We start from the raw sequence: 20282 nt of genomic DNA, 5'->3' as shown, positions 1-20282 counted from the left end.
GCCGAGGGCGCATATCCTTCGGCGCATGACCGCCGAGGAGTTGCCGGGCGTGGGCCCGCATCCACGCCCGTGGCCGGATGACCCCCGCCTCGACCCCGCGTTGCTGGCCGAGGGGGATCGGCGCAACGTCGTCGATCAGTACCGCTACTGGAGCAACGCGGCGATCGTCGCCGACCTCGACACGCGCCGGCACCCGTTTCACGTCGCCATCGAGAACTGGCAGCACGACTTCAACATCGGCGCCGTCGTCCGCAACGCCAACGCGTTCCTCGCCGCCGAGGTGCACATCGTGGGCCGCCGCCGCTGGAACCGCCGCGGCGCCATGGTCACCGACCGCTACCAGCACGTCCGTCACCACCCGGAGACCGGTGACCTGGTCAAGTGGTGCCGCGACCGCGACCTGCCGATCATCGGCATCGACAACCTGCCCGGGTCGCGCCCCATCCAGTCCGCCGAACTCCCGCGCGCCTGCCTGATGCTGTTCGGCCAGGAGGGGCCGGGCCTGTCGGAGGACGCGCGGGCCGCCGCCGACATCGTGCTGCACATCCCCCAGTACGGTTCCACGCGCTCGATCAACGCGGGCGTGGCCAGCGGCGTCGCCATGTACGAGTGGATCCGCCGCCACGCCGAACCCTGACCGACGCCCGGCCGGCTCTCACCGATCCGGCCGCACGACCCGTGTCGTACGGCCCGGCGTAGGACGTTCTCTCAGCCGGCCCGCCGGGGCAACTCGCGCAGCCCGTTCTCCAGGAGCGCGAACGCGTGTTCCGCGTCGCCGACCGCGCCCGCGTACCGCTCGTCGGCGGTCTCCCCGGACGCCAGGCGCGCGGCGTTCTCCCGGGTCAGCGTCCACTGGACCGCGACGATCTGAGTGGCCGCCAGGCGTGCGGTGAGGTCCGGGGTGTCCGCCGTCTCGCGCAACGCCTCGGCGAGCGTGCGCTCCCCCGTACTCCTGAAGCGCTCCAGCCGGGCGGCCAGGGACGGCGTGTCGAGGACCATCCGGAAGAGAGCGCGGATGTCCGGACGATCGTTGATGCCGGTGATCGGGTCCCGCACGCGAAGGCCCTCGAGGAAGTGCTCACGCAGGGCGGTCAGCGGCGTCATGTGCGCCGGGCGGGCCCGTACGACTCGGGCGCTCTCCGTCTCGTGGTCGGCGAAGCGGTGCACCACGAGGTCTTCCTTGGCCGGAAAGTACGCGAACAGCGTGCGCTTGGACACCTCGGCGGCCTCGGCGACCTGGGCCACCGAGACCTGGTCGAAGCCGTGTTCGAGGAACAGGGCGATCGCCGCTTCGGAGATCGCCGCGTGGGTCCGCAACTTCTTGCGCTCTCGCAGGCCGGGCTGCTCGGTCACGGCCTCACGGTAGCAGCGGTACGCACTCGGGCGATAATTGCACCTGGTATATATTTGCACCAGGTCTACTCAAGGAGGGTCGCGTCGATGGACGTCGAGACCGAGGTCGTCATCGCGGGAGCCGGTCCGACCGGCCTGACGCTGGCGTACGAGCTGGCACTGGCCGGGGTCGAGACCCTGGTGCTGGAGAAGCTGCCGCGGCGTGTCGAACAGGTGAAGGGCGGCACGATCCAGCCCCGCACCGCCGAACTGCTGGAGCTGCGCGGGCTCCTGGAGCCGATGCTCCGGCGCGCGTTGCCGCGCGAGCGGGTCGGGAGCCACTTCGCGATGCTGCCGGTGCCGCTGGACTGCACGCCCTGGCAGACCAGGCACCCCTATCCGATCTCGATTCCCCAGTGGGAGGTCGAGGAGGTGCTGGAGGAGCGGGCGACCGCTCGCGGCGCGCGGATCCGGCGCGGCGCCGCGGTCACCGAGGTCGGCGGGAGCGGCGACGGAGTGACCGTGTCGGCGGACGGTCTGCGCGTACGGGCGCGTTACCTCGTGGCCTGCGACGGCGGCCGGAGTACGGTCCGCAAGTTCCTCGGGGTGCCGTTTCCCGGCCGGCCCGGGAACAGTCTCGCCGTGCTGGCCGACGTCCGGCTGTCCGCGACGTCGTCGCTGGTACCGACGCGGTTGGGGCACATCAGCGACCTGACGCGGCAGGTGAACGGCTACTGGGCCATGCTCGTGCCGGTCGGCGGTGACCGGTACCGGCTCACGTTCGGCCGGGAGGACGAGGCGGAGACCACCCGGGACACCCCGGTCACCCACGAGGAGATCGCCGCCGCGCTGCGTGCCGTGTACGGCGAGGAGACCGTGCTGAGCGGGGTGGACAACGCCTCCCGGTTCACCGACGCGACCCGGCAGGTGGAGCGGTACCGGGTCGGCGACGTGCTGTTCGCGGGGGACGCCGCGCACATCCACACGCCGCTCGGCGGGCAGGGCCTGAACACCGGCGTGCAGGACGCGTTCAACCTCGGCTGGAAGCTGGCCGCGACCATCCAGGGCCGGGCCCCGGACGGCCTCCTGGACACCTACCACGCCGAGCGGCACCCGGTGGGAGCCGGAGTCCTGCACCACACGTCGGCGCAGCGGGTACTGGCCGACCTGCGGCCGAACGAGGACGTGGCCGCGCTGCGCGACATCTTCACCGACCTGCTGCGGCTGCCGGAGGCCAACCGCCACCTCGCGGGCCTGATGTCCGGCCTGTCGCTGCGTTACGACCTGCCGGGTGAACACCCCCTCACCGGATGCCGCATGAGGGACGCCGACCTCCTCACCGACGCCGGCCCCACCCGGGTGTCCGCGCTGTTCGGGGACGGGCACGCCGTGCTGCTGGACCTGGCCGGGATCGTCCCCTCCGGCCTCCGGCCTCCCTCCGGCGTCGACACCGTCCGCGCCGAGTCCGCCACCGATCTCAGCGCCGCCGCACTGCTCGTCCGTCCCGACGGATACGTCTGCTGGGCCGCCGACGACGCCGCGACGTGCGATGCCACCCTGCCGGCCGCGATCGACCGTCACCTGGCGGCTGTACCTACTGGTATGTACGATGCCGTGGGTGGACACCAGGGAACGACTGATCGAGAGCGCGCGTGAGCTGCTGTGGGAGCGCGGGTACGTAGGCACGAGCCCTAAGGCGATCCAGCAGCGGTCCGGCGCCGGCCAGGGCAGCATGTACCACCATTTCCACGGCAAGCCCGACCTGGCGCTCGCCGCGATCAGCCGCAGCGCCGAAGAGCTCCGGGCGCGGGCGGAGGCCCAGTTCTCCGGGCCCGGCGGCGTGGTCGACCGGATCACCGCCTACCTGCGGCGCGAACGCGACGTGCTGAAGGGTTGCCCGGTCGGCCGCCTCACCCAGGACCCGGAGGTGATGGGCGACCCGGACCTGCGCGGGCCGGTCGCGGAGACCTTCGCCTGGCTCACCGGCCGGCTGGCCGGGCTGCTGGCGGAGGGCCGCGAGGACGGCGAACTGGACCTCCGGCTCGACCCGGCGGCCACGGCCTCCGCGCTGGTCGCGGTGCTCCAGGGCGGTTACGTCCTGGCCCGCGCCGCCGGTTCGCCGGAGGCGTACGAGCAGGCCGTCGACGGCGCCGTCGGCCTGCTCACCGCCCACGTCCGCCGGCCCGCGGGCGGTGCGTGAGTTGCCGTTCGTCCGGGTCGACGCACTGAGAGCCGACGGCGAACGACTCGGCGCGCTCGGCCACGCGGTGCACAACGCCCGTGAGGCCGAACCCACCGCGTGACCCCGTGAAGCGGGCCGTTCGGCACGCCCGCTCGTCGGCCGAGCCGTAAGATCATCGCTCGAAGGGGGAGGGCGAGTGATCCGACTGGACGCTGGACTGTCCCGATCGAGATGGGGCGTTCTGCTCGGCTGTCAGCTCCCATGCCTGGTGTTGGCCGATCTGATGCTGGCCATGATCAGCCTCATGTTCATCAGCTGGGGAGAGGGCATGGTGCGGGTCCCCGGCGTTCTGTTCCTCCTGTTCCTGGTGGTCGCCAACTCGATCTTCGTGGTGAGCCTGGCCCGGCACTACGGCAGAGCGTTCTGGCTCGACGGACGGGTGCTCATCCGACGCTCGGTGACCGGCCGCAAGTACTACGACCTGTCCGTCGCGCACGTTCGCGCGGAGAGCGTCGCGCCGCGCCTGTCGTCCCATCCCTTCCCCCGTCTCGTCGTCGAGCAGCCAGGCCGCACGCCGGTAAGGCTGTGGCTGCGCGAGCCCGCCCGCAAGGGCGCCCTGCTCCCTCCCGGGCAGCTGGTGGCGCTCGCCCGAGCCATCGATCCAGGCATGCGGCACCCCATCGCTAGAAGGCTCTACGAACTGGCGGCCGATCCGCTGGGCGGCGCTTACTAGGGCGCGTCCCAACCGCGCCGCGCGGTAGGACCGCGGGGCTTTGATACGCGCCCTAACCACGCGGGTCGAGGCGGTAGGCGCGGGCCTGGAGGCCGTACAGCTCGCCGAAGACGCCGCCTGCCGCGAGGAGTTCGGCCGGTGGGCCCTGTTCGACCAGGCGGCCGCGGTCCAGGACGTACACCTGGTCGGCGTGGCGGACGCTGGCGAGCCGGTGCGTGATGAGCAGTACCGTACGGCCGTCGGCATGAGCGCGGATGCGTTCGAACAACGCGTGCTCGGCGCGGGCGTCGAGGGCCGCGGTGGGCTCGTCGCAGATGAGCAGCGGAGCGTCGCGGTAGAAGCCACGGGCGACCGCGATGCGCTGCCACTGGCCGCCGGACAGCTCGTGGCCGTCCTTGAACCGGCGGTCCAGCAGCGTGTCGTACCCGTACGGCAGCGCGGCGATGACCTCGTCGGCGCCGGAGGCCGCGGCGGCGTCGGCGATGGGGTCCTCGTGCGGTTCCCGGCCCATGGCGATGTTGTGCCGCGCGGTCATCGGCCAGTGCGTGTAGTGCTGCGGGATCATCGCGACGTTCTGCCGGAGCCGGTCGAGGTCGACGTCGCGCAGGGGAGTGCCGTCCCAGCGGACCTCGCCCTCGTCCGGGCTGTACAGCCCGGCGAGGATCTTGGCCAGCGTGGTCTTGCCGGAGCCGTTCTCCCCGACCAGTGCCACGACCTCGCCCGCGCGGATCCGTACCGACACGTCGCGCAGCGCGGGGCGGTCCGCGCCCGGGTAGGTGAAGCCGACGTGCTCGGCGGTGATCACTTCGAAGCCCTCCGGCACCGGCCGGTCGCGGGCCGGCGGGACCCGGCGCTCGGCGTCGGCGCAGAAGTCCAGGTAGTCCGAGAAGTACAGGCCGGACTCGTAGCACCGGTTCACCGCGAACAACAGCGCGGCGAGGGAGTTCTGCCCGGTACGGATCGCGAGCACCGCGGTGCCGGCCACGGCGAGGGGCACGGCGCCGACGGCGAGCAGCACGCCGAGCGCGACGTACACCGCCCCGGTCGCGACGCCGCCGGCCATGTCGCCCAGGATCCGTACGAGGGTCTGGCGCCGGGCCAGCTCGACGTGGATGTCGCGTTCGCGGATGGCGAGCCGGTCGTGTTCGCGGGCGAGGAACGGGCGCATGGTGAACGCGCGGATCTCCGCCGCCGAGTCGCGGTCGGCCATCAGGTCGGCCAGGATCCACTTGCGCCGGCGTACCGCCGAGAGCACGAAGATCGCGAGGTAGCGCATGCGAGCCGCGCGCGCCGCCGCCCAGCCGTCGGGCACCGCCGTGATCAGCAGCAGGGGCAGCAGCACCGGATGCAGCACGCCGAGCGCTCCGGCGGCGGCGACCAGGCCGACGATCCCGTTGAGGACGTCGATCGTGGCCTCGACCACGGGCGCCGCCTCCATCAGCCCGCGGTCGCGGGCCCGGTGCATCGCGTCGTGGAACTCGGTGTCGTCGAAGGACGGCAGGTCGACCCGCGTGGTCAGGTCGAACAACCGTTTCTCCACGAGATGGTCGACCCGGGGCTTCAGGCGCGCCTGGGCCCAGCCCGCGCCCGCCTGCAGCGCGGCCCGCAGCGCGGTCGCGCCCGCCACCAGGATGAGCGAGGGCAGCGCCGCGCGTACGCGGTCCGGCGTCGCGCCGCCGGCGAACAGCGCCCGGAGCACCCCGGTCGTCGCGAGCAGGCCGTACGCGGTGAAGACGCCGGCCAGCAGGTGCAGGGTGACGGTGATGATCGCGTCGGCCGGGCTGGCCCGCCACGCGAGCCGTGCGGCGGCGACGATCAGCGTGGGCAGGCGGCGGGTCATCCCGCCGAGTCCGGCGGAGGCCAGGGCGGCGAGGTGTGTGTGCCAGGGCGGCAGGTTCATCTCGGCGCCGTGCTCGGCCGCCTCCGGACCGGTGCGCTTCTGGAAGAGCCGCCGCGTCGCCCCGTCCACCGGCGGACGTCCCGGGCCGTCCTGGTCCGGGAGATGCAGCGGGCGTCGCGGACGACCGGGCGGCCGGTTGACCGGCCGCCGACGGCGCATCGTCACGTGACGTCGGCCAGGCCAAACGCGTCGATCATCATGGCTGGATTGTTCCCCGGCCACTATCCGGACATAACGCCATAATTGGGCAACAAGGAGTAATCGGACTTCGTGGGGGCCTCTTTTCGGCCGGCTCGGCCGGCGAGCGGGCGTCTTGTCGCTTCCCTCCGCACGTAAACCATTTATGAACCAGTCGGGCCTATATTCGGCGTTTCGGTGGGAGAGAGGCAGAAGCGACCTAGCGGGCCTGGAACTACGACGCATGCGACCGGCATATCTTCGCGTCGAAGGGGCTGGTGTCGGATGCGGTGCTGTGCGCCGACGACCGGGCCGGCACGACCCGGCTCGTCGACCGGCGCACGGGCCGGAAGCGCTGGACGCGAGCGTCGGCCCGTGGCGCGGTCCCCGAGATCCTTCCGGGCGACCTGGCCACCGACCCCGGTCTGGTCTACGGCGGTGGCACGGATCCGGTCCTGCCGTCGGGGACGGCCGGCCGGCTGCTGCTCATCTACGGCGACGCTCAGGTGAGCAGCATCGATATGACCTCGGGCCGGCTCATCTTCACCGGAGGGCCGCAGAGCCCGGTGACGCGGTTCCCCGACTCCGCGCCGGCCTTCGACGGCCGGCTGTTCGAGGTCCAGGACGACCACGTGACCGCCTACGACCTCAGGCATCTGGACCGCGCGGCAGTGTGGAGGACGCGTGTGCGCGGCGCCCCCGCGACCGGCCGAAATCTCGTCGTCTGTTCCGCGCACACCGTCTGCCTGACCGGCCGCGGCGGTTTACAGGCCATCGACGCCGCGACGGGACTCACCACCGGCAACGTGCCCGGACCACTGTCGGCCGAGCTTCCGCTGCCGGGCGGCACGCTGCTCGTCGACCCCGACGCGGGCCAGCAGCCCGCGGGCGGTGCTTCACCACCCGAACATGCCGCGGGACGGCGCCTCGGCCATGGGCTGGCTCAGGCGCTGTACGCGGACAGGCCCTTCCAGGTCACGTCCATCATCTGGCGGGCCGCCTCTTCCGGGGTGACGTCCGGGTTGCGCATGCGCCACAGGGCCAGGCGTTCGCAGGCGCCGACGATGATCTCCGCGTACGCCTCCAGGTCGCGCCTCGGCCGGTCCGGGACGAGCCACTCCATCTGCGCGACGATCAGGTCCGTCTGCTGCCGGCGCGTCGCCTCGATCTCTCCGGCCGCGCCGCCGAGCAGCACCGGCTCCTGGAGCAGCACCAGCCATGCGCGGCGGTGCGCCTCGTTGAAGCGGAAGTAGGCGAGGTAGCCGTGGTAGAGCTTGTCCTCTGCGGTCTCGCCCTCGGTCGCCGCCCGCTCGGTGGCCTCGCGCAGCTCGCGCCGTGCCCGCGCGATGGTGGCGAGCAGCAGGCCCTCCTTAGAGCCGAAGTACTCGTACAGCATCGGCTTGGACAGCCCCACGCGCACCGCGATCTCCTCCATGGACACCGCGCCGTACCCCTGCGTGGCGAAGACCTCCTCGGCGACGTCGAGCATCTGCCGCTCCCGCTCGGCCCGCGTCATGCGGCGACGTTTGGTCTCCACATGTGAACTGTATCTCAGGACCTACCCCCGGTAACCTACCGTTGGTAACCTACTGCCGGTAGGTACACGGACGGGAGGTCACGTGAAACTCGCGATCATCGGCTCGGGCTTCGCCGGCCTCGGCATGGCGATCCAGCTGAAGAAGGCCGGATTCGACGACTTCGTCGTGCTGGAGAAGAACGACGACCTCGGCGGCACGTGGCGCGACAACCGCTACCCGGGCTGCGCCTGCGACGTGCCCTCCCACATGTACTCCTTCTCGTACGAGCTGAACCCCGGCTGGTCGCGGATGTTCGCTCCCCAGGAGGAGATCTGGGCCTACCTGCGGCGCTGTGTCGACAAGTACGGGCTGGCGCCGCACATCCGGTACGGGGCGGCGGTCGACTCCCTGGAGTGGGACGAGGAGGCGCGCCACTGGCGCGTCGCCCTCGGTGACGGCTCCGTGCTCACCCCCAAGGCGGTCGTGTCGGGCATCGGCGCGCTGCACGTCCCGTCGCTGCCGGACATTCCCGGGGCCGAGCGCTTCACCGGCACGGCGTTCCACTCCGCGCAGTGGGACCACGGCTGCGACCTGACCGGCAAGCGGGTCGCGGTGATCGGCACCGGCGCGTCGGCCATCCAGTTCGTGCCGAAGGTCGCCGAACGCGCGGCGAGCCTGCGCGTGTTCCAGCGCACCCCGCCGTGGATCCAGCCGAAACCCGACTTCGTCTTCCCGGCGTGGGCCCGCGCGGTGTTCCGCCACGTTCCCGGTGCGACCCGGGCCTTCCGCGACACGATCTACTGGGTGCTGGAGGCCCGCGCGGTCGGCTTCACGATCAGTCCCAAGCTCATGGCGCCGCAGGAGAAGGTCGCCCGCGTGCACATCGCCCGCCAGGTGCCCGACCCCGAGCTGCGCGCCAAGGTCACCCCGGACTACACGATCGGCTGCAAGCGCATCCTGCTGTCCTCGGACTACTATCCGGCCCTGTCCCGGCCGCACGTCGACGTCGTCACCGACGACATCACCGAGATCACCGAGACCGGCCTGGTCACCGCCGACGGCACCGCGCACGACGTGGACGTCATCATCTACGGCACCGGCTTCCGGGTCACCGACGCCCTGGCCGAACAGCGCATCGTCGGCCGCGGCGGCGTGAAGATCCAGGAGGCCTGGGCCGACGGCATCGAGGCCCACCACGGCGTCACGATCGCCGGCTTCCCGAACCTGTTCATGCTCCTGGGCCCCAACACCGGGCTCGGCCACAACTCGGTCGTCTTCATGATCGAGTCCCAGGTCCAGCACGTGCTGAGCTGCCTGCGCCTGCTGTCGGAGGAGAAGGCCGACGTCATCGAGGTACGCCCGGAGGCACAGCGGCGCTTCAACCGGGGCCTCCAGCGACGCCTGCGCAAGGCGGTGTGGAACGAGGGCGGCTGCAAGAGCTGGTACCTGGACGACAAGGGCGTCAACCGCACACTGTGGCCGGGCTTCACCTTCGAGTACTGGGCCCGCACCCGGAAGGCCCGCCGGAGAGACTACGAGGTGTCCCGCTGACGCCGGGAGCCCCGGCTCGTGTGCGAGGGTGCCCCTCAACTCCTCCTGGCGTGATGAGGGGCACCCTCACACACGCGTACCTGCGCCCGCCACTTACGGTGCCGCTTGGTTCAGGGCTTTCAGGATGCGCTTCTCTGAGATCGGGTAGGCGGTGCCGAGCTGTTGGGCGAAGAAGCTGACCCGGAGCTCCTCCAGCATCCAGCGGACCTCGCGGATCTTCGGTTCGGCCGGGTGGGCGTCGCGGGTGCGGACGTACCGTGCCTCCAGCTGCTGGATCTGGCGCAGCTTCTCGGCGTCGCGGCGGAAGTCCTCCGCCAGGCGGTCCAGGCGGCGGACGATCGCGCGCAGGTAGCGCAGGAGGTCCGGCAGGCGGTGGAAGCCCGCCGCCGTCAGGAAGCCGGGGAAGATCAGACGGCCCAGCTGGGCGCGGATGTCGTTCACCGACGGGGCCAGCGTCGGGCTCGTCGTGGTCTTCAGCCTTGCCTCGACCTCCTGCCACTCGGCCAGGATGCGCTGGGCGTGGTTGAACACGATCGCCGTCGTGTCGAAGAGCTCGGCGCGCACGTGGTCTTTCAGGCGCGTGAAACCCGCCTCGTCCCACGCCGGACCGCCGGCCCTGGTGATCAGTCTGTCGGCGGCGCAGGCCGCGCAGTCGTCCAGCAGCGCGGCCACGCTGCCGTGCGGCGTCGTGCTCAGCACCAGTTTGGCCTGGTTCGACAGTTTCGACTGCAACACCTTCGCCGGCGAGGGGGAGTTCAGCAGCACCAGCCGCCGCGTCCCGCGCCACATCGACCGTGCCTGCTCCGCCTCGGTCGCGTACGTGCGGATCGCGACGCTGTCGCCCTCGTCGGCCAGCGCCGGGTACGCCCTGACCCGGCCGCGCTCGTGCACCCGGGGCAGCGTGCCGAAGTCCCAGGTGCGCAGGCCCTGGCGTTCGATCGCGTCCGACGCCCGCGCCAGCGTGGCCGACACCTTCGGGGCGAGGCGGCGCTTCAGCTCGTCCAGGTCCTTGCCTTCGGCGAGCGTGTCGCGCCGGTCCACCACCCGGTAGGTGATCTTCAGGTGGTCCGGCACCCGTGACAGGTCCCACGCCGAGGCCGGGACGTCCACGCCGGTCATCGCGCGCAGCTCGCGCGACAGCGACTCCAGCAGCGGGCCCGACGACGGGTCGAGGCGGTCCAGCACCTTGCGGGCCACGTCCGGCGCCGGGACGAAGTTGACCCGCAGCCGCTTGGGCAGCGAACGGATCAGCTCGGTGACCAGGTCCTCGCGCAGTCCGGGGATCTGCCAGTCGAAGCCCGAGGCATCCACCTGGTTGAGCACCGGCAGCGGGATCCGCACCGTCACGCCGTCGGCCTCCGTACCCGGCTCGAACTGGTACGAGAGGGGCAGCCGATGCCCGTCCGCCTGCCAGGAGTCGGGGTAGTCCTCCCGGGTGACCGCGCCCGCGGTCTCGTTCACCAGCATCGACGTGGAGAACAGCAGCAGGTCCGGCGTCTCGCGCCGCGCCTTCTTCCACCACGAGTCGAAGTGCCGTGCCGACACCACCGAGGCGGGCACGCGTTCGTCGTAGAACTCGAACAGCGTCTCGTCGTCCACCACGATGTCGCGGCGCCGGGCCCGGTGCTCGAGCTCCTCGGCCTCCTCCAGCAGCCGCCGGTTGTCGCGGAGGAAGCGGTGGTGGGAGTCCCAGTCGCCCTCGACCAGCGCGTTGCGGATGAACAGCTCCCGGCACAGCTCCGGCTCGATCCGCGCGTAGTTCACCTTGCGCTCGGCCACGATCGGCACGCCGTACAGCGTGACCTTTTCGTAGGCCATCACGGCGCCCTGTTTCTTCTCCCAGTGCGGCTCGCTGTAGGTGCGCTTGACCAGGTGCCCGGCCAGCGGCTCGACCCACTCCGGCTCGATGCGGGCGGCGATGCGCGCCCACAGCCGCGAGGTCTCCACCAGCTCGGCCGCCATCACCCAGCGCGGCGGCTTCTTGGCCAGGGCGGACGCCGGGAAGAGGGCGAACCGGGCGCTGCGCGCGCCGTCGTACTCGCGCGGGCCGCGCCGGCCGTCCTTCCTGGCGTCCTTCTTCGGCTCGTCCAGCAGGCCGATGTGCGACAGCAGCCCGGCGAGCAGCGAGACGTGCACCTGGCGTGGGTCCGCGGGCGCGGTGTTGAGGGTGACGCCGAGGTCGCGGCCGACCTGCCGGAGCTGGCCGTAGATGTCCTGCCACTCACGGACGCGCAGGTAGTGCAGGAACTCCTGCTTGCACAGCCGGCGGAACTGGTTGCCCGACAGCTCCTTCTGCCGCTCGCGGAGGTACTCCCACAGGTTGAGGTAGGCGAGGAAGTCCGACTCCTTGTCGGCGAACCGCGCGTGCTTCTCGTCGGCCGCCTGCCGCCGGTCGGCGGGCCGTTCGCGCGGGTCCTGGATGGACAGCGCGGCGGCGATCACCATGACCTCGCGTACGCAGCCGTTGCGGTCGGCCTCCAGCACCATCCGGGCCAGGCGCGGGTCGACCGGGAGCTGGGCGAGCTTGCGGCCCAGCGACGTCAGCTTCCCCGACGACAGGGCGCCGAGCTCCTCCAGCAGCGCGACGCCGTCCTTGACGTTGCGCCGGTCGGGCGGGTCGATGAACGGGAAGTCGAGGATGTCGCCGATGCCCAGGCTGGTCATCTGCAGGATGACCGAGGCGAGGTTGGTCCGCAGGATCTCCGCGTCGGTGAACTCCGGCCGCGCGAGGAAGTCCTCCTCGGAGTAGAGCCGGATGCACACGCCCTCCGAGACGCGCCCGCAGCGGCCCTTGCGCTGGTTGGCCGAGGCCTGCGACACGGGTTCGATCGGCAGCCGCTGCACCTTCGTACGGTGGCTGTAGCGGGAGATCCGCGCGGTGCCCGGGTCGATCACGTACTTGATGCCCGGGACCGTCAGCGACGTCTCCGCGACGTTGGTGGCCAGCACGATCCGGCGCCCGGCGTGCGGTTGGAAAACGCGGTGCTGCTCGGCGGCCGACAGCCGGGCGTACAGCGGCAGGACCTCCCAGGCGTTCTTTCCCCTGGCGTGCTTGTCCAGGGCGTCGGCGGTGTCGCGGATCTCCCGCTCGCCGGACAGGAAGACCAGTACGTCGCCCGGGGGTTCGAGGGCGAGCTCGTCCACCGCGTCGAGGATGGCCTGGGTCGGGTCGTCGTCCTCCTCGACCGGCCGGTACCGCACCTCCACCGGGTACGTGCGCCCCGACACCTCGACGATCGGCGCGTCCCCGAAGTGCCGGGAGAAGCGCTCCGGGTCGATGGTGGCCGACGTGATGATCACCTTGAGGTCGGGCCGCCGGGGGAGCAGGCGCTTGATGTACCCGAGGATGAAGTCGATGTTGAGGCTGCGTTCGTGCGCCTCGTCGATGATCAACGTGTCGTAGCGCCGGAGCATGCGGTCGCGCGACAGTTCGTTCAGCAGGATGCCGTCGGTCATGACCTTGACCAGCGTCGTGTCGCTGGAATGGTCGGTGAAGCGCACCTGGTAGCCGACGGTCTCGCCGATCGTGGTGTGCAGTTCTTCGGCGATCCGCTCGGCGACCGTGCGCGCGGCCAGGCGGCGTGGCTGGGTGTGCCCGATCTGCCCCTTGACGCCCCGCCCGAGCTCGAGGCAGATCTTCGGGAGCTGCGTCGTCTTGCCCGACCCGGTCTCCCCGGCGACGATCACGACCTGGTTGTTCTCGATCGCGTCGCGAATCTCGTCCTTGCGGCGGCTGACCGGCAGGGCCTCGGGGTAGGTCACCTCGGGTACCGCGTCGCGGCGCAGCGCGACCCGCAGCTCGGCGGCTTCGAGGTCGGCGGTGACCCTGTCGAGCAGGTTCCCACGCGCGGCCGCGTCGCGTTCGCCACGGATGTCGTTGAGACGGCGGCGCAGCCGATGCTGGTCGCGGAGCATCAGCTCGGGCAGCCGTGACCGCACGTCAGAAAGCGAAGATCTCATACACCCGCAGAGAATAGGCAAGCGTCCGGACCGCCCGGTACCTGGGACCTCCACGGTGCCCCATCGCGCGACGCTCCGCCACTCAATTTCTCCGGTGGGCGGGGCCGTGCGGGTCGTCGCAGTGCCGTCGCTCGATGGTCAGGAGCTGCTCCGACGCGTGGTCGACCTGAAGTGTCGTGTGGTGAATCTGGTAGTCCTGCTCCAGCACGTGCTCCAGGTCGTGGCGTACGGCATGGCAGTCCTCGCCGAGGGCGACGAGCACGTGGGCCGAGGCCGCGGGCATGCCCGAGGTGATCTGCCAGATGTGCAGGTCGTGCACCTCGACGACGTGAGGGCGGCGGGCCAAAGCCTGCCCGATCCGCTCCGGCGAGAGCCCGGCGGGCGCGGCCTCCAGGAAGATCCGTCCCGAGTCGCGTACGAGCCCGGCGCCGGCCTTGACCATCAGGGCGACGACGATCAGCGAGGCGATCGCGTCCGCCCGCCCGAAGCCGGTCAGGATCACGACGAGCCCGGCGACCGCGGTGGCGATGAAGGCGTACAGGTCGGTCACGATGTGCTGGAAGACGCCCTCGACGTTGAGGCTGTCGCGGTTGGCCCGGCCGATGAGCCAGCTCGCCCCCAGGTTGATCACCACCCCGGCGAGGGCCGTGCCGAGCACCATCCCGCCGGTCACCTCCGGCGGGTGGATCAGCCGCCGGACCGCCTCGTAGGTCAGCCACGCCGACAGCACCAGCAGGGTGATCCCGTTGGCCTGCGCGGACAGGATCTCGGCGCGGGTGAGGCCGTAGGTGTAACCGCCGCGCGGGGGCCGGGCCGCCAGGCGCATGGCCACCAGCGCCAGGGCGATCGAGGCGGCGTCGGTGAGCATGTGCGCCGCGTCGGAGATCAGGGCGATCGAACGGGCGAGGACACCGACGACGATCTCGCCGGCCATGAACGCCAGGATCAGCGCGAGCGCGGCGGTGAGCAGGCGCTTGTCGGAGTCGGCGCTCACCCCGTGGGTGTGCCCGTGACCGCCGCCGCCGTCGTGGTCGTGTGCGCCGGTCACGGCGTCGGCCGGGCGTCCCCGGCGGGCCGGCTTCCGCCGGTCGCCTCACGTGGCTCGTCGGCCCGCTGCATGGGTGTGTCCTCCTCAGTCCCGCCACCGATTCGACGGTACCAAGGGGGTGGCGCGATCCCGGGGGCGTCGGTGCCCGGACCTGCGACGTGTTACGGACGTCCTTCGCGAACCGCTCCGCCGCGATCACGTCTTTTCCGCTGAGCGGAAGAATGGGCAGGAGCGGCTCGGACGGCTTGGCAGGGTGGTGGGCATGGACAAGGTGATCTCCTCGGCGGCGGAGGCGGTCGCGGACATCGGCGACGGCGCGTCGATCGCCGTCGGCGGGTTCGGGCTGTGCGGCGTGCCGCTCACCCTGATCGAGGCGGTGTACGCCACGGGCGCCGCGGAGCTGTCGATCGTCTCGAACAACTGCGGGACCATCGGCCTCGGCCTCGGACGCCTCCTCGACGCCGGCCGCATCACCCGCGCGCGGGGGTCGTACGTCGGGGAGAACAAGGAGCTCGCCCGCCGTTACCTCGGCGGGGAGATCGAGCTGGAGCTGATTCCGCAGGGAACGCTGTCGGAGAAGCTGCGCGCGGGCGGCTGCGGCATCCCCGCCTTCTACACCCCGGCCGGCGTCGGCACGATGGTCGCCGAGGGCGGGCTGCCCTGGCGGTACGGCCCGGACGGCGAGGTCGCGGTGGCCTCACCGCCCAAGGAGGTCCGCGAGTTCGGCGGCCGGGAGTACGTCCTGGAGGAGAGCATCACCACCGACTTCGCGCTCGTCCGCGCCGCTCGCGGTGACCGGCACGGCAACCTGGTCTTCCACCGCTCCACGCGTAACTTCAACCCCCTGTGCGCGATGGCCGCGCGCACCGCGGTCGCCGAGGTCGAGGAGCTCGTCGACGCCCTCGATCCGGACGAGGTCCACCTGCCCGGCATCTTCGTCCAGCGCGTCGTCGCCCTGACCCCGGAGCAGGCCGCCGACAAGCCCATCGAGAAGCGGACGGTGACGCGGGTGAGGGGGGCGAACGACCAGTGAGCCGGAGTGAGGGGGTGAACGACCAGTGAGCTGGTCCAGGGAGCAGATCGCCGAGCGTGCGGCGAAGGAACTGGCGGACGGGATGTACGTCAACCTGGGCATCGGGCTGCCGACGCTGATCCCCGGGTACCTGCCGGCCGGGGTCGACGTGGTGATCCATTCGGAGAACGGCGTGCTGGGCGTCGGTCCGTACCCGGCCGAGGACGAGGTCGACCCTGACCTGATCAACGCGGGCAAGGAGACCGTCACCGTACGGCCCGGGGCGTCCTACTTCGACTCCTCGCTGTCGTTCGGCATGATCCGCGGCGGACACGTGGACGTCGCGGTGCTCGGCGCGATGCAGGTCTCGGCCCGTGGCGACCTCGCCAACTGGGCGGTCCCCGGAAAGATGATCAAGGGCATGGGCGGCGCGATGGACCTCGTCCACGGCGCCCGCAGGCTGATCGTCGTCATGAGCCACACCGACCGGGACGGCAACCCAAAGATCGTCAAGGACTGCACCCTGCCGCTCACCGGCCGTGCCTGCGTCCAGCGGATCATCACGGACCTGGGCGTCATCGACGTCACCCCGGACGGGCTCGTCCTCGTCGAGACCGCGCCGGGGGTGAGCGAGCAGGAGATCCGTGAACGCACCGATCCGCCGCTCGCCGCCGCCCGCGCCGGCGGGTCGTGACGGTGACACGACAACCGACGGCTTCCCGTCCCCGGACCGACGAAGGAGACTCCGTGAGCGATCCGCATCCTCCCTACCTCCACCCCGCGTACCAGAGCACCGCGCTGCGGGCGCCGTCGCAGCCGCTGGTCATGCCCGCGTACGGGCCGGACGCCATCGAGCTGTCCAGCCCGGTGTTCGGCCACGCCGAACTCGGCACCCTCGACAACGACCTGACCCGGCAGCACCGCGGTGAGCCGCTGGGCGAACGCATCGTCGTCACCGGCCGCGTGCTCGACTCCTCCGGGCGCCCGGTGCCGAACACGCTGGTGGAGGTCTGGCAGGCCAACGCCGCCGGCCGCTACATCCACGCGCGCGACCAGCACCCGGCGCCGCTCGACCCCAACTTCACCGGCGCCGGCCGCTGCCTGACCGACGACGAGGGGCGGTACCGGTTCGTCACGATCAAGCCGGGCGCCTACCCCTGGCGGAACCACCACAACGCCTGGCGTCCCGCGCACATCCACTTCTCGGTGTTCGGCACCGCCTTCACCCAGCGGCTCGTCACCCAGATGTACTTCCCGGGCGACCCGCTGTTCGCCTTCGACCCGATCTTCGGCTCGATCGCGGACGAGAAGGCCAAGGAGCGCCTGATCTCCCGCCTCGACATGGACACGACCGTCCCGGAGTGGGCGCTGGGCTACCAGTGGGACATCGTCCTCGGCGCGACCCCGACGGAGGACTCATGACAACGCCTTCGCAGACCGTCGGCCCGTTCTTCGGCTACGCCCTCCCGTACGGCGACGGCCCGCGCGTGGTGCCCGAGTGGCGCCCCGACGCCATCCGGATCCACGGCACCGTCTTCGACGGCGCGGGCGAGCCGCTGCCCGACGCCCTCCTGGAGATCTGGCAGGCCGGCCCCGACGGCGAGGTGCCGCGCGCGGTCGGCGCGCTGGCCCGCGACGGGCACGACTTCGCCGGCTTCGGCCGCTGCGGCACCGACGCCGCCGGGCACTACTGGTTCTCCACGCTGAAACCGGGCGGGCCCACCCCGTACATCGCCCTGCTCGTGTTCGCGCGCGGCCTGCTCAAGCCGGTCATCACCCGGATCTACTTTCCCGGTGAGCCGGGGAACGCCGGCGACCCGGTCCTGGCCGGGGTGCCGGCGGAGCGGCGCGACACGCTCGTCGCCGTTCGCGAGCACGAGCGGTCCTACCGTTTCGACGTCCATCTCCAGGGCGGACAGGAGACCGTTTTCTTTGCCGTCTGACCTGCTCTCGCCGGTCGCCGCCGGCACCGCCGCGGAGAAGGCCACCTCCGGCGAGGCCTGGTTGCGCGCGCTGCTGGACGCCGAGGCGGCCCTCGCCCGCGCCCAGGCGCGCCTCGGCCTGGTCCCCGAGGGTGTCGCCGAGGCGATCCTCGCCGCGCACGTCGACCTGGACGACCTGGCCGTGCGGGCGCGCGGCGCCGGCAACCCGGTCGTCCCGCTGGTCGCCGACCTGCGCGAGTCCGCCGGTGAACACGTCCACCGCGGAGCGACGAGCCAGGACATCATGGACACCGCCGCCATGCTGGTCGCCGACCGTACGCGGCGGATCATCCTGGCCGACCTCGCGCGCACCGCCGACGCCCTGGCCGGGCTCGCCCGGGAGCACCGTGAGACGCCGATGGCCGGCCGCACGTTCGGGCAGCAGGCCGTGCCGACGACCTTCGGGCTGCGCGCGGCCGGCTGGCTGACCGCGGTCGCGCGGGCGCGCGAGGCGCTCGCGGGCGTACGCCTGCCCGCGCAGCTCGGCGGCGCCGCCGGGACGATGGCGGCGTACGGCACCACCGAGCTGCTGCCGGTGTTCGCCGAGGAGACCGGCCTGGCCGAGGCGGTCCTGCCCTGGCACACGCTCCGCGCGCCGGTCGCCGAGCTGGGCGCCGCGCTGGCCCTGGTCGCGGGCGCGCTCGGCAAGCTCGCGACCGACGTCGTCACGCTCGCCCAGACCGAGATCGGCGAGGTCGCCGAGCCGGCCGCGCCCGGCCGCGGTGGCTCGTCGGCCATGCCGCACAAGCGCAACCCGGTGCTCGCCACCATGATCCGCTCCGCCGCGCTGCGCGTGCCGGCGTACGCGCAGGTCCTGTTCGCCTCGCAGGCGGCGGCGCTGGAGCGGCCCGCGGGGGAGTGGCACGCCGAATGGCTGCCGCTGAACGACGCCCTGCGGCTGACCGGCGGCGCGGCCGAGACCGCGGCCGAGCTCGCCGGCGGGCTGGAGGTCTTCCCGGACCGGATGCGGGCGAACCTGCGCGACGAGCTGCTGTCCGAACACGTCGCCGCGACACTGGCGCGCGCGGTCGGCCGCGCCGAGGCCGACCGCGCGGTCGCCGCGGCCCTGCGCGAGGGCCGCCCGCTGCGCGACCTGGTCCCCGGCGGGATCGACCCGGCCGGCGCCGTCGGCCCGGCGGCCGAACTCGTCGACCGCGCCCTCGCGGCCTACACCGGGGAGACGGACTCATGACGCGGCTGCGGCACCGGTTCGACGGGCCGGACGACGCGCCCGTCCTCGTTCTCGGACCGTCGCTCGGCACGACCATGGACCTGTGGGAGCCGCAGCTCGCCGCGCTGACCGAAGCCTGGCGGGTGCTCCGCTACGACCTGCCGGGCCACGGCGGCTCCGGCGTCATCCACGGCACGATCGGCGACTTCGCCGCGGCGGTGGCCGGCCTCCTCGACGCGCTCGGCCTGGAGAAGGTGGCCTACGGCGGCGTCTCGCTCGGCGGGGCGATCGGCACCACCCTGGGCGTCGAGCACCCCGAGCGGATCACGAGCCTCGTGCTGTGCTGCACGTCGGCGCGCTTCGGCGACCCCGCCGCCTGGCACGACCGGGCCGCGAAAGTGCGCGCCGGCGGGCTGGAGCCGCTCGCGGACACCTTCCTCGGCCGGTGGTTCACGCCGGCGTACGCCGGGACCGCGGCCGCACGGGCGATGCTCGCGCACGTCGACGCGGAGGGCTACGCGGCCTGCTGTGAGGCGCTCGCCGCCTTCGACGCGCGCGACCGGCTCGGTGAGGTGAGCGCGCCGACACTGGTCGTCGCCGGGGCCGAGGACGTCGCCACGCCGCTGTCGCACGCCGAGGCGCTCGCCACGGGCATTCCCGGCGCGAGGCTCGTCGTCGTCCCGGGCGCCGCCCACCTCGCCAACCTCGAACGACCGGAGCCGGTGACACACGCGATGCTCCGCCATCTCGAAAGGACGCCATGAGTGACGGAATGACGGTGCGCCGTGAGGTGCTCGGCGACGCTCACGTGGACCGGGCCGAGGCGCGCAAGACCGGGTTCACCGCCGACTTCCAGGACTTCATCACCCGGTACGCCTGGGGGGAGATCTGGACCCGGCCGCTGCTGGACCGGCGCACCCGCAGCTGCATCACTCTGACCGCCCTGGTCGCGCGGGGCCACCTGGAGGAGCTGGCGATGCACGTGCGCGCGGCGGTGCGCAACGGCCTCAGCGCCGACGAGATCAAGGAGGTGCTGCTGCAGACCGCGGTGTACTGCGGCGTGCCCGCCGCCAACGCCGCCTTCGCCGTCGCCCAGCGCGTCCTGATCGAGGACGGCGTGATCACTGAAGGTGAGTGATCGATTTCCCTTCGCGCCTTTACTCCCCGTAATATCCCCGACGCACTCCGTACTCGCCGGGGTGTCTGACCGAGTCTCCGGAACCCCCCGGGAGACGCGACAGAGGGGAGATAGGGTCATGCTCATGGCCGAAGCCGAGCGCAAGATCCAGCAGCTCTACAACGACGTCAACGCCATCTACGGCATGCTGGACGACATCCGTAAGGCGCAGGGCGAACACGGCAAGAAGCTCACCGACCTCAGCCAGAGCCTGACGACGGTCAGGGCGACCCAGATGCGTCACGACAACCGTCTCAACGAGCTGGACGCGGGCATCGCGGGTCTCGGCGACCAGCTCAAGGAGATGCGCGTCACCCAGATGCGCCACGAAAACCGCTTCACCGAGATCGACCAGCGGTTCACCGAGATCGACCAGCGCTTCGACGCGCAGGACCAGCAGCTCGCGAGCCAGGATCGCAAGCTGGACCTGATCATGAAGGCGCTCGACATCAGCGCCAACTGATCCGAGTGACGGCGTCCCGTCCCACCGGTCCGGTGCGGCGGGACGCCGCTTATGGTGGATGCCCGGGTCGGGAAGGC

Annotated in this window: 18 protein-coding genes and 1 pseudogene; 14 read left to right on the top strand and 5 right to left on the bottom strand. The window is 71.8% G+C overall.

Annotated features, from left to right (window positions below):
• The first annotated feature begins 25 nt into the window (after positions 1-25).
• The gene (locus OG417_RS36215) at positions 26-637 is read left to right on the top strand and encodes a TrmH family RNA methyltransferase (protein WP_329238660.1); all 612 of its coding nucleotides are present in this window, start codon (positions 26-28) and stop codon (positions 635-637) included.
• 71 nt (positions 638-708) lie between these two features.
• Here the strand turns inward: OG417_RS36215 and OG417_RS36210 are convergent, their stop codons facing one another.
• A complete protein-coding gene (locus tag OG417_RS36210) occupies positions 709-1353 on the bottom strand; it encodes a TetR family transcriptional regulator (RefSeq protein WP_329238657.1) in 645 nt (214 codons plus the stop codon).
• 87 nt (positions 1354-1440) lie between these two features.
• Here OG417_RS36210 and OG417_RS36205 point away from each other — a divergent pair, with 87 nt between their 5' ends.
• The 3 genes from OG417_RS36205 to OG417_RS36195 all read left to right on the top strand — a co-directional run bounded on the left by OG417_RS36205 (position 1441) and on the right by OG417_RS36195 (position 4247).
• Entirely contained in the window at positions 1441-2988 is a 1548-nt protein-coding gene (locus OG417_RS36205; protein WP_329238654.1) for an FAD-dependent monooxygenase, read from the top strand.
• Positions 2951-3532 (top strand): TetR/AcrR family transcriptional regulator, encoded by a 582-nt coding sequence (locus tag OG417_RS36200; RefSeq protein WP_442875594.1) that lies wholly within the window; start codon positions 2951-2953, stop codon positions 3530-3532. Before OG417_RS36205 ends, OG417_RS36200 begins: the two co-directional genes overlap by 38 nt.
• Before the next feature lie 253 nt (positions 3533-3785).
• Positions 3786-4247: a hypothetical protein gene (locus OG417_RS36195; protein WP_329238649.1), complete on the top strand. Its 462-nt coding sequence runs from the start codon at positions 3786-3788 to the stop codon at positions 4245-4247.
• A 52-nt stretch (positions 4248-4299) separates the two neighbouring features.
• Here the strand turns inward: OG417_RS36195 and OG417_RS36190 are convergent, their stop codons facing one another.
• Complete coding sequence (locus tag OG417_RS36190) at positions 4300-6216, bottom strand: ABC transporter ATP-binding protein (RefSeq protein WP_329238646.1); 1917 nt, start codon at positions 6214-6216, stop codon at positions 4300-4302.
• A gap of 386 nt (positions 6217-6602) precedes the next feature.
• On the opposite strand from OG417_RS36190, the pseudogene OG417_RS54545 reads away from it, so the two are divergent.
• A pseudogene (locus OG417_RS54545) lies at positions 6603-7103 on the top strand (outer membrane protein assembly factor BamB family protein); the annotation flags it as partial.
• Between the two features lie 164 nt (positions 7104-7267).
• On the opposite strand, the gene OG417_RS36185 reads toward OG417_RS54545, so the two are convergent.
• Positions 7268-7861 carry a TetR/AcrR family transcriptional regulator gene (locus OG417_RS36185; RefSeq protein ID WP_329238642.1) on the bottom strand — a complete coding sequence of 198 codons (594 nt, stop codon included), beginning with the start codon at positions 7859-7861 and terminating at the stop codon, positions 7268-7270.
• A gap of 82 nt (positions 7862-7943) precedes the next feature.
• Here OG417_RS36185 and OG417_RS36180 point away from each other — a divergent pair, with 82 nt between their 5' ends.
• On the top strand, positions 7944-9392 hold the full coding sequence (locus OG417_RS36180) for a flavin-containing monooxygenase (RefSeq protein ID WP_329238639.1): 1449 nt from the start codon (positions 7944-7946) through the stop codon (positions 9390-9392).
• Between the two features lie 93 nt (positions 9393-9485).
• Here the strand turns inward: OG417_RS36180 and hrpA are convergent, their stop codons facing one another.
• Both hrpA and OG417_RS36170 read right to left on the bottom strand, forming a co-directional pair.
• The gene (hrpA, locus tag OG417_RS36175) at positions 9486-13352 is read right to left on the bottom strand and encodes an ATP-dependent RNA helicase HrpA (protein WP_329238636.1); all 3867 of its coding nucleotides are present in this window, start codon (positions 13350-13352) and stop codon (positions 9486-9488) included.
• Positions 13353-13434: 82 nt separating this feature from the next.
• Positions 13435-14400: a cation diffusion facilitator family transporter gene (locus OG417_RS36170; RefSeq protein WP_329238633.1), complete on the bottom strand. Its 966-nt coding sequence runs from the start codon at positions 14398-14400 to the stop codon at positions 13435-13437.
• Positions 14401-14662: 262 nt separating this feature from the next.
• Between OG417_RS36170 and OG417_RS36165 the strand changes: the two genes are divergently transcribed.
• The 8 genes from OG417_RS36165 (at position 14663) to OG417_RS36130 (ending at position 20205) form a co-directional block, all read left to right on the top strand.
• Positions 14663-15433 (top strand): CoA transferase subunit A, encoded by a 771-nt coding sequence (locus tag OG417_RS36165; protein ID WP_329238629.1) that lies wholly within the window; start codon positions 14663-14665, stop codon positions 15431-15433.
• A 25-nt stretch (positions 15434-15458) separates the two neighbouring features.
• Positions 15459-16106: a CoA transferase subunit B gene (locus tag OG417_RS36160; RefSeq protein WP_329238626.1), complete on the top strand. Its 648-nt coding sequence runs from the start codon at positions 15459-15461 to the stop codon at positions 16104-16106.
• A 53-nt stretch (positions 16107-16159) separates the two neighbouring features.
• On the top strand, positions 16160-16834 hold the full coding sequence (pcaH, locus tag OG417_RS36155; protein ID WP_329238623.1) for a protocatechuate 3,4-dioxygenase subunit beta: 675 nt from the start codon (positions 16160-16162) through the stop codon (positions 16832-16834).
• On the top strand, positions 16831-17355 hold the full coding sequence (gene pcaG / locus OG417_RS36150) for a protocatechuate 3,4-dioxygenase subunit alpha (protein WP_329238620.1): 525 nt from the start codon (positions 16831-16833) through the stop codon (positions 17353-17355). Before pcaH ends, pcaG begins: the two co-directional genes overlap by 4 nt.
• Complete coding sequence (pcaB, locus tag OG417_RS36145) at positions 17345-18586, top strand: 3-carboxy-cis,cis-muconate cycloisomerase (protein ID WP_329238619.1); 1242 nt, start codon at positions 17345-17347, stop codon at positions 18584-18586. Before pcaG ends, pcaB begins: the two co-directional genes overlap by 11 nt.
• Positions 18583-19329 carry a 3-oxoadipate enol-lactonase gene (pcaD, locus tag OG417_RS36140; RefSeq protein ID WP_329238618.1) on the top strand — a complete coding sequence of 249 codons (747 nt, stop codon included), beginning with the start codon at positions 18583-18585 and terminating at the stop codon, positions 19327-19329. The genes pcaB and pcaD overlap by 4 nt, the downstream gene beginning before the upstream one ends.
• Positions 19326-19703: a 4-carboxymuconolactone decarboxylase gene (gene pcaC, locus OG417_RS36135; protein ID WP_329238615.1), complete on the top strand. Its 378-nt coding sequence runs from the start codon at positions 19326-19328 to the stop codon at positions 19701-19703. The genes pcaD and pcaC overlap by 4 nt, the downstream gene beginning before the upstream one ends.
• A 124-nt stretch (positions 19704-19827) precedes the next feature.
• Positions 19828-20205 (top strand): hypothetical protein, encoded by a 378-nt coding sequence (locus OG417_RS36130; RefSeq protein ID WP_329238612.1) that lies wholly within the window; start codon positions 19828-19830, stop codon positions 20203-20205.
• The last annotated feature ends 77 nt before the right edge of the window (positions 20206-20282 follow it).

This window comes from Actinoallomurus sp. NBC_01490, assembly GCF_036227085.1.
In the GTDB taxonomy this organism is placed as follows: Bacteria; Actinomycetota; Actinomycetes; order Streptosporangiales; family Streptosporangiaceae; genus Actinoallomurus; species Actinoallomurus oryzae.
Note: the sequence above shows the minus strand (reverse complement) of the source record. Positions and strands in the feature narration are given on the sequence as shown.